The sequence below is a fragment of the Alkaliphilus peptidifermentans DSM 18978 genome (assembly GCF_900101495.1).
In the GTDB taxonomy this organism is placed as follows: domain Bacteria; phylum Bacillota; class Clostridia; order Peptostreptococcales; family Natronincolaceae; genus Alkaliphilus_C; species Alkaliphilus_C peptidifermentans.
The window spans coordinates 22,688-36,582 of the sequence record NZ_FMUS01000013.1; the positions used below are offsets into that span (position 1 = coordinate 22,688).

13 protein-coding genes are annotated in these 13,895 nt (G+C 33.7%); 10 read left to right on the forward strand and 3 right to left on the reverse strand.

Annotated elements, in window-relative coordinates:
- Positions 1-79 precede the first annotated feature (79 nt).
- Together murI and BLP68_RS10555 are read left to right on the forward strand one after the other, a co-directional pair.
- Complete coding sequence (gene murI, locus BLP68_RS10550) at positions 80-901, forward strand: glutamate racemase (RefSeq protein WP_091543237.1); 822 nt, start codon at positions 80-82, stop codon at positions 899-901.
- Positions 902-932: 31 nt separating this feature from the next.
- Positions 933-1,868, forward strand: a complete 936-nt coding sequence (locus BLP68_RS10555) for a DMT family transporter (RefSeq protein WP_242876960.1) — start codon at positions 933-935, stop codon at positions 1,866-1,868.
- 102 nt (positions 1,869-1,970) lie between these two features.
- On the opposite strand, the gene BLP68_RS10560 is transcribed toward BLP68_RS10555, so the two are convergent.
- Complete coding sequence (locus BLP68_RS10560; protein WP_242876961.1) at positions 1,971-2,210, reverse strand: YkoF family thiamine/hydroxymethylpyrimidine-binding protein; 240 nt, start codon at positions 2,208-2,210, stop codon at positions 1,971-1,973.
- A 121-nt stretch (positions 2,211-2,331) separates the two neighbouring features.
- A complete protein-coding gene (locus BLP68_RS10565) occupies positions 2,332-3,639 on the reverse strand; it encodes a Sapep family Mn(2+)-dependent dipeptidase (protein WP_091543239.1) in 1,308 nt (435 codons plus the stop codon).
- A gap of 249 nt (positions 3,640-3,888) precedes the next feature.
- Here BLP68_RS10565 and BLP68_RS10570 point away from each other — a divergent pair, with 249 nt between their 5' ends.
- The 8 genes from BLP68_RS10570 to BLP68_RS10605 all read left to right on the forward strand — a co-directional run bounded on the left by BLP68_RS10570 (position 3,889) and on the right by BLP68_RS10605 (position 12,668).
- Complete coding sequence (locus BLP68_RS10570; protein WP_143003089.1) at positions 3,889-4,275, forward strand: hypothetical protein; 387 nt, start codon at positions 3,889-3,891, stop codon at positions 4,273-4,275.
- A gap of 88 nt (positions 4,276-4,363) precedes the next feature.
- Complete coding sequence (locus BLP68_RS10575) at positions 4,364-5,914, forward strand: putative polysaccharide biosynthesis protein (protein WP_091543243.1); 1,551 nt, start codon at positions 4,364-4,366, stop codon at positions 5,912-5,914.
- Between the two features lie 97 nt (positions 5,915-6,011).
- Complete coding sequence (locus tag BLP68_RS10580; protein WP_091543245.1) at positions 6,012-7,685, forward strand: M3 family oligoendopeptidase; 1,674 nt, start codon at positions 6,012-6,014, stop codon at positions 7,683-7,685.
- 110 nt (positions 7,686-7,795) lie between these two features.
- A complete protein-coding gene (locus tag BLP68_RS10585; RefSeq protein ID WP_091543247.1) occupies positions 7,796-8,260 on the forward strand; it encodes an FMN-binding protein in 465 nt (154 codons plus the stop codon).
- A gap of 60 nt (positions 8,261-8,320) precedes the next feature.
- Positions 8,321-8,488, forward strand: a complete 168-nt coding sequence (locus BLP68_RS10590; RefSeq protein WP_242876962.1) for a hypothetical protein — start codon at positions 8,321-8,323, stop codon at positions 8,486-8,488.
- A 590-nt stretch (positions 8,489-9,078) separates the two neighbouring features.
- The gene (locus tag BLP68_RS10595) at positions 9,079-11,217 is read left to right on the forward strand and encodes a ribonucleoside triphosphate reductase (RefSeq protein ID WP_091543250.1); all 2,139 of its coding nucleotides are present in this window, start codon (positions 9,079-9,081) and stop codon (positions 11,215-11,217) included.
- A 173-nt stretch (positions 11,218-11,390) separates the two neighbouring features.
- Complete coding sequence (locus BLP68_RS10600; protein ID WP_091543252.1) at positions 11,391-11,939, forward strand: GNAT family N-acetyltransferase; 549 nt, start codon at positions 11,391-11,393, stop codon at positions 11,937-11,939.
- A 45-nt stretch (positions 11,940-11,984) separates the two neighbouring features.
- Positions 11,985-12,668: an anaerobic ribonucleoside-triphosphate reductase activating protein gene (locus tag BLP68_RS10605; RefSeq protein WP_091543254.1), complete on the forward strand. Its 684-nt coding sequence runs from the start codon at positions 11,985-11,987 to the stop codon at positions 12,666-12,668.
- 103 nt (positions 12,669-12,771) lie between these two features.
- Here the strand turns inward: BLP68_RS10605 and BLP68_RS10610 are convergent, their stop codons facing one another.
- On the reverse strand, positions 12,772-13,779 hold the full coding sequence (locus BLP68_RS10610) for an ABC transporter substrate-binding protein (protein ID WP_091543255.1): 1,008 nt from the start codon (positions 13,777-13,779) through the stop codon (positions 12,772-12,774).
- Positions 13,780-13,895 lie beyond the last annotated feature (116 nt).

The following is a 13,895-nucleotide window of genomic DNA, read 5'->3' on the forward strand; positions in this document are numbered from 1 at the left end:
TATAAATGTAGCCCATTGTCTTTAATATTTAGTTTTGTTAATATAATAATATTAATCTTAATAGATAGGTGGAGTTATTATGAAAGGAAATGCCAGCTTACCCATAGGGGTTTTTGATTCTGGAGTTGGAGGCATAAGTGTTTTAGCACAGCTAATAACACTTATGCCAAATGAAGGATATATATATTATGGTGATTCTCTAAACGCACCCTATGGAATAAAGGAGACAAGGGAAGTAATGGAACAATCCCTAAAGGTTGCAGACATATTAGTAAAAAAAGGAATTAAGTTATTGGTTGTTGCCTGTAATACAGCCACCAGTGCTGCAATCATTCGTCTGAGAGAAGATCTAGACATACCAGTTATTGGAATGGAACCAGCATTGAAACCTGCTGTAAAATTAAATCAAGGAAAAAAAATATTAGTTATGGCCACACCTGTAACATTAAAGGAGAAAAAATTTAGCGATTTAATACAACTATTTAAGGATACTACTGGAATAATTAAGCTTCCTTGTCCTGGCTTAGTTGAAATAATTGAAAAGAATGGATCTACTTCAAGAGAGCTAGAGTATTATTTATTAGAACTATTTAAAAATATTGACTTTAAGCAAATTAGCACTATTGTACTTGGTTGTACCCACTATGTTTTTATAAAGGATACAATTCAACATATAGTTGGTAAAGATATAAGCCTTATTGACGGTAATTATGGTACGGCCCTTCATATTAAAAGCATAATAGAACCTAAAGTAAAAAGTCTATCAAAAGAAATAGACCAAACAACTGATGTTCATTTATTAAACTCAAATCCAACAAAGGATATGCTTATTTTAAGTAAAAGACTTTTATCAGAGGAACTACAAAAACTCCAACATAAGGGCTCTATTAATTATATATAGCTAAAATAATAATAAGGAAGTAGGGCGTTAAGTGGAAAAGGTTAATAATAAAAAAATCATTTTATTAATGTTGCTTTCATCAATTTTTTGGGCTGGTGCCTTCATAGGTGGCAAATTAGCAGTGGAAGAATTTCCACCTTTTTCATTAACCTTTTTAAGGTTTTTATTTGCATCAATTATTATATTTTTTGTTATGGTGAAATATGAAAAAAAAGATTGGCATTTAAAAAGAGAAGACTATCCTGTTATGATATTTTTAGGATTGGTTGGCATGGTCGGTTACCATATTTTATTTTTTATTGCACTAAAGCACACTACAGCAATAAATGCTTCCATGATAGCGGCTATTAACCCTTTATTGACTACAATTCTAGCGGCGATTTTTTTAGGTGAGGGACTAGGGTTTGCACGAATGGGAGCTATAATTATAGCTTTGATGGGTGTAATTATCACTATAACAAGAGGAGATTTTTCCATAATTAAAAATCTCAATTTTAATATAGGAGATATGTTAATGATAGTAGCAGTTAGCTGTTGGGCTGTTTATTCAATAGTCAGTCGAAGAGTTATGAGTAAATACTCACCGTTAATACTAACCTGCTACAGCTTTATACTATGTACAATCTTTACATTGCCATTTGCATTGCTGGAAAGACCCTCTCAATTTTTAAGTCAAACTACAATATTAGGATGGAGCAGTGTTCTTTATATGGCCATTTTCCCCTCAACTATTGGATATTTAGTACAACAAACATCTATTAAGGAGATAGGCCCTAGTAGAACAGCAATTTTTATTAACCTTGTTCCTGTATTTTCAATGGTTTTATCTGTAATCATTTTAAAGGAAAGAATTACATTTCTCACTCTTATAGGTGGAATAATGATTTTATCAGGAGTTTACCTAACTACAAAGCTTAAAAACCCAAATTATATATATTCAGAGGTTAAGGTGTCAGAAAAAAGCTAGTGGGAAGCAATATGAGTAAAAAATACAGTAAGTATTTACTGAGAAAGATGCTGGTTTGAATCAGTTTTGGGGATGTTGCCATCTAGGCAACATCCCCAAATTCTAGTCTGCAGCATTTGTTATTGTTACCACCATACTAACTTCTCCTGCTTCCTTTGCATCATCAAACAATGTCCTTAGACTATTCCAAACCTCATCATCATTTCCTTGAATGTGGGTATCCATAGATCCAACATTATAGGTTATTCTGTGGTTTTCAAGTGTGTTTATGGAATGGTTAATAACATCACTTGCATTGGAGGTCTTTAAAGGATATAAAGCAACTTCAGCGTGAATCCTCAAAAATAATCACTCCTCTCATCTAGCATATTAATAGTATGGATTTATGACTATCTATTTATTCTTATACAAAGCTTAAGAATTTTGTTTGATTTATCAATAATCATAGAAAAAAAGTACAAAATTATGCTTTATTTACTGATATTTTATTATCCATACCAAGAGTGGCAATTGCTTTACTATAGATATGTGCATTCTTTATTAATATGTCAATATCAATGAATTCATCCTGTTGATGGGCCATTTTTTTGTGGCCAGGAAATAAAGGACCGAAGGCTACGAAATTTTTTAAAGCCCGGGCATATGTGGCGCCTCCAGTTGATATTGGCTGACTATCTAATCCTGTCTCTGAGTGGAAGACTTCTCTAAGAATCTTTACTAGAAAATGATCTTTTGGTATATATAAAGAAGGAAGAGTATCCATCTCATCAATTACTATTTCATATAAACTGCATTTGTTTTCTAGTAGTTGAATAACCTCTTTTTTAGATTTAGTAACAGGATAACGGATGTCTAGAAATATTTCTTGAACCTTTTCAGAGATATTCACTTTAGAAATATTAACAGTTAGTCTTCCGGATTCAATATCCTCAAAAATACCATAGATATTTGTACCATAACAGTCGTCCTTTAATTCATTATATATAAAATCAATAAGCTTATTATTAACACCTTCATCATATAACTTTATAGCTGCCATAACAATTGCATTTTCTCCCTCCCAGCATTTTGCTGAATGAGCTGTACTACCAGTGAATTCAGTACTAGTATCATCTTTTATATATATACATTTATCAGGTACACTGTTAAAGGCGTTACCGCCTTTAAGGATAAAAGAAGCACCTCCCTTTATAGAGAGCTTCAGCTGAAGCAGACCCTTTTCAGCATTAATCAGGGGATAATCAGAATCAGCTACAAAGCCATAGCTGGGCACCTCCTCCACCTGAAGATATTTCTCAATACACTGCCAATTGGTCTCTTCATTAGTGCCTAAAAACAGACGTATCCGCTTATTTAGGGGTAAACCAGCCTCTTGTATAGCCCTCATAGAGTAAAGTACCGCAATAAGTGGTCCCTTATCATCCAGGGCACCTCTTCCATATAACTTATTGTCGTGAATCTCACCACCAAAGGGTGGGTATTTCCACCGGTCTGGATTCTCAGCAGGAACAACATCTAGGTGAGCAAGTATAGCAATCAATTCATCTCCTTCTCCCATTTCTATATATCCATAATACCCTTCGTAGTAATGTGTTTTTAAATCAAAACTCTTTCCAAGGCTAATCACATATTGAAGAGCATCATCTACCCCTTTCCCAAAGGGTTTACCTTCGATTGGATTTCCATTTACACTATTTATCCTAATTAACTCCTGTGTTGATAAAATAATATCCTTACTATACTTATTGACTATATCAGATAAAATTTCCATTAGTTCAATCTCCTAACTTATTTTTTTAATATTGTTAGAATTAGCAAAAATTAATTATTTTATATAGAAGAGTAATTAAATATATTGGTAATATATAACTAATATTGACATAGGAAGGCAAAAAGTGTAAAATTACACTACAAGTAAATATTTTTTTCTTTTGAAAGGGTGATGAAAACCTTGGTTTTTAGCATTATAATTCCTGTTATAATTTTAGGTATATTGTTTATAGGTATCGGAGGGATGTTTATGATGTCAAAAAATATTAGCTTAAGAAGTGTATATCTTTACCTAGTTTGTTTTGTTACATTGATAATTTTTGTATTTGGCACAATTACAACTATTCAAAGGGTGGTAGATATAGCTGTCGATGGTGGATACTATTATATGACCTTAGAAGACTATGAGCAACGATTCATAGTAAGAGGTTCTGATGGTAATATAGAGCAAAGATTAACTGAAGAAGAATTAACAAGAAGATATGAAGATTACTTAAAACAAGAAAAAAACCGTGCTCAAAAAAATAATGTAAGACAATTGGCTTCTAGTTTCTCTGCAATGGTGGTGGGCGGTAGTTTTTGGTTGTACCACTGGAAAAAAATAAATAAAGACAATGAAGAAATAGTAAGATCCTAATTATAGGATCTTTTTTATTGTCATACATAATGCCCTAGATAACAAGAATATATTAGATAATAAACTCCATAGAAAAAGGAGATAGTATATGTCTAATAAAAAGTTTATTAAGGGGGCCTTTATACTAGCTATAGCAGGTCTAACAGCTAAGTTTTTGGGTATGTTTTTCAAAATACCACTCCAGAGACTAATTCATGACGAGGGTATGGGGATTTTTGGGTTACCTTATCCTATATATACTGTTCTATTAACTATATCCATCATAGGATTTCCGGCTGCAATATCAAAGCTAATATCTGAAAAAATAGCAGTTGGTAATACAATGGCAGCAAATAAGATATTTAGAGTATCTTTTTTTATGCTACTGGGTATTGGATTATTTACCTCACTATTTTTTTACTTAAATGCCAATAGAATTATAAATCTTCTTAACTGGCCTCAAGAAACCTACTATTCCATAATTGGTCTTTCCTTTGCACCTTTTTTTGTAGCAATAATGTCTGCTTTTCGTGGGTATTTTCAAGGCCTCCAACTAATGACACCTACAGCTATATCTCAAATAGTTGAACAAATGGGTAGAGTATTTATAGGTGTAGGTCTTGCTTATTTCTATATATCTAAAGGTACTGGCTATGCTGCTGGAGCCGCCTCCTTTGGGGCTACCATAGGTGCATTTTTAGGTACAATTGTTTTACTGGGCTACTATTTAAAGTATAAAAGTAGAACTCCATTTACTAATATAGAAAACAAAACTAAGCAAGATTCTACATACACCATCATTAAGAAAATACTATGGATTGCCTTCCCCATAACCATTGGTGCAATACTAAGCTCTGTAATGGGGTTAATAGATTCAATCATTGTTCACTCAAGCTTGATTGGAAGTGGATATACTGCAGAGGGAGCGACAATTTTGTATGGGAGACTAACTGGAAAGGCTGTTACCCTAATGAATGTTCCACTAACCCTTAGTATGGCCATGGCAGCAAGCTTAGTGCCTGCTATATCAGAGTCCTTCAGTAAACGGAACTTTAATGAGCTTAGAGAAAAAGCAACTGTAGGCATTAAAATAACCATAATGATGGCATTACCTGCTGCAATAGGCTTGTCACTGTTATCTCATGAAATAATTCATTTGCTATGGGGTAAGGGTGAAGCAGGAGGAGATATACTCAGGATTCTTGCCTTTAACGTACTATTCATTTCTATTGCTCAAACAATGACGAGTATTTTGCAGGGTATTGGTAATGTTTATATTCCGGTAAGAAACTTAGTCATTGGTGTTATTGTAAAATTAATAATTAGTCATTTGCTTCTTTCGACATACTTAAATATCATTGGAACTGTCATAGGTACGATGGCAGGATACATGGTTATAATGCTTTTAAATTATTACGAATTAAAAAGACTTATAGAATTACGTATAGAGTTTAAGGAAACAATAATAAAACCTATTTTTGCAACTACTACAATGGCCTTATTGGTTTTTATAGCTTTTAAACTATCGCTATACTACATAAAGGTAGAATCCATTGCAACCTTAATCTCTATAGTTATTGGTATTGCATATTATGCTATATTAATCTATTTAATAGGGGGTAAATATATAACTAAAGGTAAATCTTTATTTTATAAATAAAATATTCTATTACAGATGATATATCAAATATTTTATATATATAGTATTATTATTATAAAGATAGAATAAATTGTAAACAAAAAAAGGGGGATATAGGATGATAGATGTGCAAGACCTTAAGCTATTAGAAAATGAGCTACAGCAATTATTAGATATACCCATCAAGAATGTAAAGGATTTAGAAGAATGGATTCTTAAAGAAAGTCAGCTATTAAAAGAGATTAAAGAGCAAATGGCAAAATTTTATATTGATTTTAACTGCTATAATAATGATCATAAAATAAAAGAAAAATATGAATTTAGCCAAGAATTTATTACACCTATGCTAAAACAATTTAAATCAAAGCTAGATCTTAAATTTTATAATAATCCTTATAAGACTGAACTTGATCAACAATACTATAGACAGTACATATTAAGTAGATCCAATTCAATAGAAATTTTTAATGAAAAAAATATTTCCCTTGAGATAAATGAGGAGATGCTAATTAATCAATATAGTACAATTATGGGAGAGATGATGGTAAATTGGGAGGGGGAGGAAAAAACCCTGCAGCAAATGTCGTTATTCTTAATGGATTCAAATAGAAATACTAGAGAAAAGGCTTGGAAGCTAATTCAAGAAAGAAGAATGCACGCCAATAAAGAGCTTGATAATATAATGGATCAACTTATTCAAATAAGACATCAAATAGCAGTGAATTCAGGGTTTAATAATTATAGAGATTATATGTTTAAAAAATATGAAAGGTTCGATTATACGCCAGATGACTGTAAAACCTTTCATAGAGCTGTAGAACGTATAGTTGTACCATATAAGGATGTACTTGAAAAAAGGCTGAAGGAAAAGTTAGAAGTAGAGCAGCTTATGCCATGGGATAGTCAGGGGATTCCACAATGTGATAAGCCACTACAACCACTAAAGGATTCTCAGGTGCTTGTGGAGGGATGTATTAAGCTATTAAATCAAGTGGATAGTAAATATGGAGACTTACTGTCACAGATGCAAAGGGACGGAATGCTGGATCTTGATAGCAGAAGAGCTAAATCACCGGGTGGATTCTGTTCTTATTTACCTATTACAGGATTGTCCTTTATCTTTATGAATTTTGCAGGAACCTATGAGGGTTTAACGACAATGGTCCATGAGATGGGACATGCTGTCCACAATATGATGAAGAAAAGTATTCCAATATATAATTACCAAAATACTCCTATGGAATCAGCAGAATTGGCCAGCATGTCTATGGAGCTATTAACCATAGACAATTGGAATTATCTTTATCCTGATGAATTGGAATTTAAAAAGGTACGTGGAGACCATATTGAAGATATTATAAAGTTTATTCCCTGGGCAATGACGGTTGATAAATTCCAGCATTGGATGTATGAAAATCCTGATCATACTGCTGAAGAAAGAAATAAAAAGTTTAAAGAAATTGCTCTATCCTTAAGTCATCATTATGAGGATTGGAGCCAATACCAAGTAGAATTGGAAAATAGATGGAAGGCACAAATCCATATATATGAGGTGCCATTTTATTATATCGAGTATGCTATTGCACAATTAGGAGCTCTACAGGTATGGAAGGAGTACAAAAAAAACCCTGGAATTGCATTGGAAAATTATGAGAAGGCACTTAAACTGGGCAGTTCAAAACCACTGCCGCAGGTTTATGAGGCTGCTGGTATAAAATTTGACTTTACTGAAGAAACAATTAAAGAGTTAATGGAATTTCTAAGTCAACAATTAGAAAATATACAACAGTAGGTACTTGTAAATCCTCCTTGCTATGGAAGTCATCTCCATGTATAGGAGGATTCTTATTGAACAAAATATTACTAAGAAAGTAATAAAAATCAACTTAGGAGGGTAATAACTTGAAAAGTAAAAAAATGTTAATTCTAACTCTTATAGTTTTACTTGTTGTAGCAGCAGCCTTAACGGGATGTAGGCCTGAAGAAACACCAGCACCTACACCGCCACCACAAACTCCTCCAGCAGGAGAAGAAGAGGCTAGATACGAAGATGGTACTTATGATGCAGAGCTAGAGCCCGATCAAAGGGGATGGAAATCAACAGTTGAAGTAACAGTAGCTAATGGAGAAATAACTGAGGTTAATTATGATGAGGTAGATGAAGATGGTAATTTAAAATCTGAAGATGAGGAATACAATGAAAGATGGCGTGAAGCATCTGGAATTGCAGCTCCAGAAGCCTATGAAGATTTAGAAGCTCAATTGATTGCAACTCAGGATATAGAAGAGGTTGAAGTAGTAACTGGTGCCACCTCATCTACAAATAGCTTTAAAGAAGTTGTAGCAAAAGCCCTAGGAGAAGAATAGTAAAATAGTACTAAAATTTTGAAATACTAGAAAGAGGGGATCTATATTAATCAAAAGTTTATGATTCGAACAGATAGTAGTATTTCTGATGCTATGCCAAGGTCAGAGGCAATTAAGGTAGTTAAGGAATATGAAAAGAATGGAATAAACGCCTATATTGTATCTGAGGACGAGGGTAATAGATTAAAGGAAAATGGCAATAAATTTAATACTCCAAAATGGAGCTAAGGACGCTAAATAAGCGTCCTTAGACTGATGAAAAACCCCCATCTTCTTCGTTGCTTCGAAAACCTAGCACCCTTACGTATTACGTATACGCTGCAGTCGCTAGGTTTTCTTGCGCCTTGAATCTGCGGTTTTTTGATCAGTCCTCAGGTTGTAGACGAACCCCTGATATTTTCAAAACTACGTAAACCCCTTCAGAACCAAAACGGGAATGAGCTAAAGATAATCAGTAGTTTTCAAAACTCGCTTTCGCTCAAACAGTTGAAAACTCTTATCTGACTATCTTTTCGCTCTTTTTATTATAACTTCACTGATCGTTTACTTAAGTTTTAAAAATCGAGTTTGTCATAAAAAATTACTTTGTCTTCAGTCTGAAGGACGCTAAATAAGCGTCCTTTTTATATTATGCATTGAAGCATATATATAATATCTAAATTTTATATAATGTAAAGATAAAGGAAGAATGAAGAAGAAATTTGATGAAAAAAAGCATAATATAAGACTAAGGTAATATTGTATTTTATGAGTAAAATAATGTAATATATACAATATATAGTGTAACACATGGAAAATAATACAATAGGAGGGGTATGATGGCGGTTACTAAGATTCAAAAGAGAAATGGTGAAATCGTTGATTTTGACCTAAATAAAATAAAGGATGCCATCTTTGCAGCAGCACAATCTGTGGGGGGTAAGGATGAAGTTAAGTCAACTAGACTTACAAAAATAGTTGCAGACATAATTAATGAAACCTATAGAGCAAGTATTCCTTCAGTAGAGGATGTACAAGATGTTGTAGAAAAGGTCCTAATTGAAGAAGGACATGCTAAAACTGCTAAGGCATACATATTATATCGAAAAAGACATGAAGAAATCCGTGAGGTTAAAAACCTTTTTATGGATGCTGAAAAAATGGTGGAGGAATATGTGAACCTTGAGGATTGGCGTGTTAATGAAAATGCCAACATGGGATTTTCTCTTCAGGGCTTAAATAATCACATAGTTGAAAGTATAACTACTAAATATTGGCTTAACAAAATATATCGTAAAGAATTAAGGGACTCCCATATACGTGGAGATTTACATATTCATGATTTAGGTTTACTTGCTCCCTATTGCTGTGGGTGGGACCTTGAGGCATTTCTAACTAAGGGCTTTAAGGGTGCAAAGGGAAAAATAGAATCAAAACCACCTAAGCACTTTGAATCAGCCTTAGGACAATTAGTTAACCTTTTATATACCCTACAGGGAGAATCGGCAGGAGCCCAAGCGGTTTCCAGTATTGATACATATTTAGCACCATTTATATATTATGATAAGCTTAACTTTAAGCAGGTTAAAAAGGCATTACAAAGATTTGTTTTTAATTTAAACGTTCCAACAAGAGTAGGCTTTCAAACCCCATTTACAAATATAACCTTGGACATTACTCCACACCAACTATTGAAAAATCAGCCGGCAATTGTAGGTGGAGAGCATATGGATAAAAATTATGGTGAATTCCAAAAAGAGATGGATATGTTTAATCGAGCTTATTTTGAAGTAATGATGGAAGGTGATGGAGCAGGAAGAGCCTTTAGCTTTCCGATACCAACAGTAAATATAACTGATGATTTTCCATGGGATACTGATGTTGTTAATTGTTTAATGGAAATGACTAAAAAATTTGGTACACCATACTTTGCAAACTTTGTCAATTCAGATCTATCACCTGAGGATATCCGTTCCATGTGCTGCCGTTTACGATTGGATAATCGTGAGTTAAGAAAACGGGGCGGTGGACTATTTGGAGCAAACCCATTAACAGGCTCAATTAATGTTGTTACTTTAAATATGGCACGAATAGGATATTTATCCAGTACAATGGAGGAATTCAAAAAAAGCGTAAGAGAGTTAATGGAACATTCTAAAGAGATTTGTGAGGCAAAGCGTGAAGTTTTGGAAAGATATATGGATGCAGGTCTATATCCCTACTCAAGATTTTATCTACAAACTGTAAAGGATGGTACAGGTGAATACTTTAAAAATCACTTCTCAACTATTGGATTAAACGGAATGAATGAAGCCTGTATTAATCTACTTGGAAAAGACCTTACTACAGAAGAAGGTCAGGAGTTTGCTATTGAAATTATGGAGTTTATGAATCGTGTAATTCAAATATATCAAGAAGAAACAGGAAGCCTATGGAATCTTGAGGCATCACCAGCAGAAGGAACTGCTTATCGATTTGCAAGAATAGATAAAAAAATGTATCCCAAAATATTTACTCAAGGTGAATCTGAGCCATTTTACACTAACTCGACTCAACTTCCGGTGGATCACACAAATGATATATTTGAGGCAATTGAGCTACAGGAAAAATTACAAACACTTTATACAGGGGGAACAGTACTTCATGGCTTTATAGGGGAAGAAATAGATAATATTGAAACCTGTAAGCAGTTGATCCAAAAGGTAATGGAAAATAGTAGTATACCCTACATAACTATAACCCCTACCTTCTCAATATGCCCTGACCACGGATATCTATCGGGTGAGCATTTTGAGTGCCATCATTGCGGTAAAGAATCAGAGGTATGGACACGAGTTGTAGGCTTCCACAGACCTGTTCAAGCATGGAATAAAGGCAAGCAAGAGGAATATAAAATAAGAGAAGAGTTTTCTCCAGAGGTTAGCTTGAAACATGAAAGCATTATTTTAAAGGAAGAAAAAAATATTAATGTATGCTAAAGACTATTAAGTCTTACCCCTGCTGGTAGAAGGCAGGGGTATTTTCATTACTATCCCAGCACCTAGCGTTATAAAAATAAAGAAACATTAAAATATCTATTTTCTGTGAGGAAAATAAAATAGCTTTGTGTTATAATCTTATTTAATAAATTAATAACTAAGGAGGAAAATAAATGTTTAAGCATATTATAAATAATGACATCCAATTAAAACTATTGGAACTAAATGATGCAGAAGAACTAACTATTTTGACAGATGAGTGTAAGGATCACCTTAGACAATGGTTGCCCTGGGTCGACAGTAGCAGTAGTATAGATGACAGAAGAGCTTTTATAGAGATGACTAAAAAACAATATGCAGCCAATGACGGTTTTCAGGCAGGTATATGGTACAAGGGACAAATAGCTGGGGTAATAGGTTTTCATAGTATAAACTGGTCAAACAAATCCACAAGTATCGGGTACTGGCTTGGTGACAAATTTCAAGGTAATGGAATTATGACAAAGGCCACCATAGCCTTTATTGATTATGCTTTGAAGGAGTTAAAACTTAATAGGGTAGAAATAAGATGCGCTGAAGAAAACCTTAAAAGTAGAGCAATACCGGAAAGATTAGGCTTTACTAAAGAAGGGGTAATTAGACAAGCAGAGTGGCTATACCATCATTATGTAAATCATGTAGTTTATGGAATGCTGGCAGAGGAATGGAAGCAAAGTCTATAGTGCATAATCTTTTAAAATTAATATAAAAGAATTGAGGGAAAGATTATGAAGATACTAGGATTAACAAAATCCTCCTTTATTGATTACCCTGGAAAAATATCTACAGTGGTTTTTACAGGGGGATGTAATTTTAAATGTCCCTATTGTCATAATGGACATATTGTCAAAGGCCATGCCAGTCAAATCGATGAAGAATATATTCTAGAATATCTTAAGAAGCGAAGAAACTACATAGATGCAGTCTGCATTTCTGGGGGAGAGCCGACTCTACAGACTGACCTGACTGAATTTATACGTAAACTTAAATTAGAAGGCTTTTATATTAAATTAGATACCAATGGCACAAATCCTAATATTTTAAAATTGTTATTAAAGGAGAATTTGCTAGATTATATTGCGATGGATGTAAAGGCTCCTTTAAATAAATATAGTGTTATTACTGAAACGCCTGTAAATATAAAGGATATCCAAGAGAGTATTAGTATATTAAATGAAAGTGGGATTGACCATGAATTCAGGACGACAGTATGCCAAGAACTAATAAAGCCTCAAGAATTAATTGATATTGCACAAATGCTTAAAGGCTCTAAAAAATTCTTTATTCAAAATTTTAAGGATACAGAAACAGTCTACGGAGGTATGAATAATTATAGCTCCTATGATGAGGATGAATTGGAAAAAATAAAGGAACAGATAAAGGATTGGTTTGATGTTTGTGCAGTAAGATAGTTAAAGAAAAATTAAAAGATGAAAATTGAAAGATGAAGGCAAAAAATTAGCCTAAAATCAAAAAACAGAGGTGGACAATTTAGCAATGTCCACCCCTTATAATTTATTTAATACTTTCTATTGCCTTCTTAGCGAATTCGGTATTGACAATTGCGTTATAGTCCACCTTTTGACTTAGCTCACCTGCTTCAATCATAACATCCTGTAATCTTTCAAGACCTTCTTCAGTTAAAACAGGATTTGGTGCCCATGCACCTATTGAACGATATCTCTCAACCACTGTGATTAAAATATCTAGGTCTGTGTCAGGGAAGTGGGGCTGTAATGATTTAGCCACCTCTTCAGCAGAGTGACTTTCTACCCATAGCATTCCTCGGTAAATGGCATTTGTAAATTTTTGAATTGTCTCTGGATTTTTATCAACATAGCTTTGTTTTACACTATATGCTGTATATGGAATGTAACCACTTTCCTCTCCCACTGAGGCAACTACATAGCCCTTTCCTTCCTTCTCAACCATTGAAGCTGTAGGCTCAAATAGAGTAGTATAATCTCCTTCACCACCTGTGAAAGCACCGGCCATGACACCAAATTGTATGTCGGTACGAACATTTAAATCTTGACCAGGTATTAAATTATTTTCTTTCAGTACATATTCAAGAACCATGTTAGGCATACCACCCTTACGTCCACCTAAGATTTCCTTGCCCCTTAACTCTTCAAATGTAAAGCTGAGGTTGGGGGTTCTTGAAACAATAAAGGAACCATCCCTTTGGGTTAATTGTAGAAAATTAATTGCATAATCATCCTTGCCTTGATTATAAACATATATTGAGGCCTCAGGACCCATAAAACCAATGTCAACCTGATCACTTAGTAAAGCAGCCATTACTTTATCGGCGCCTTTACCATCAATTAATTCTACATCAAGTCCTTCATCTTTAAAAAACCCTTCTGTTATGGCTACATATTGTGGAGCATAAAAAACTGAATGAGTTACCTCCATTACCTTAATGCTTGTAAGGCCATCATCCTTTTTGCAACCAGTTAATACAAGCGAAAATAATAGTAGCAAGACTACTACTATACTAAGTAGCTTAAGTTTTTTCACATTAATCCCCTCCAAATTTAAATTAGCACTTTAATTCATTATATTCCTGAATAGATATTGTGTTACTTCCCCATGAATAGGAATTGAATAAGGGGCATAAAATGAAAATATATACA

Coding starts and splice junctions, on each gene's coding strand:
- murI (WP_091543237.1), top strand. CDS start 80: ATGAAAGGAAATGCCAGCTTACCCATAGGGGTTTTTGATTCTGGAGTT.
- BLP68_RS10565 (WP_091543239.1), bottom strand. CDS start 3,639: ATGGAAATTTTATCTGATATAGTCAATAAGTATAGTAAGGATATTATT.
- BLP68_RS10570 (WP_143003089.1), top strand. CDS start 3,889: ATGATGTCAAAAAATATTAGCTTAAGAAGTGTATATCTTTACCTAGTT.
- BLP68_RS10575 (WP_091543243.1), top strand. CDS start 4,364: ATGTCTAATAAAAAGTTTATTAAGGGGGCCTTTATACTAGCTATAGCA.
- BLP68_RS10580 (WP_091543245.1), top strand. CDS start 6,012: ATGATAGATGTGCAAGACCTTAAGCTATTAGAAAATGAGCTACAGCAA.
- BLP68_RS10590 (WP_242876962.1), top strand. CDS start 8,321: ATGATTCGAACAGATAGTAGTATTTCTGATGCTATGCCAAGGTCAGAG.
- BLP68_RS10595 (WP_091543250.1), top strand. CDS start 9,079: ATGGCGGTTACTAAGATTCAAAAGAGAAATGGTGAAATCGTTGATTTT.
- BLP68_RS10600 (WP_091543252.1), top strand. CDS start 11,391: ATGTTTAAGCATATTATAAATAATGACATCCAATTAAAACTATTGGAA.
- BLP68_RS10605 (WP_091543254.1), top strand. CDS start 11,985: ATGAAGATACTAGGATTAACAAAATCCTCCTTTATTGATTACCCTGGA.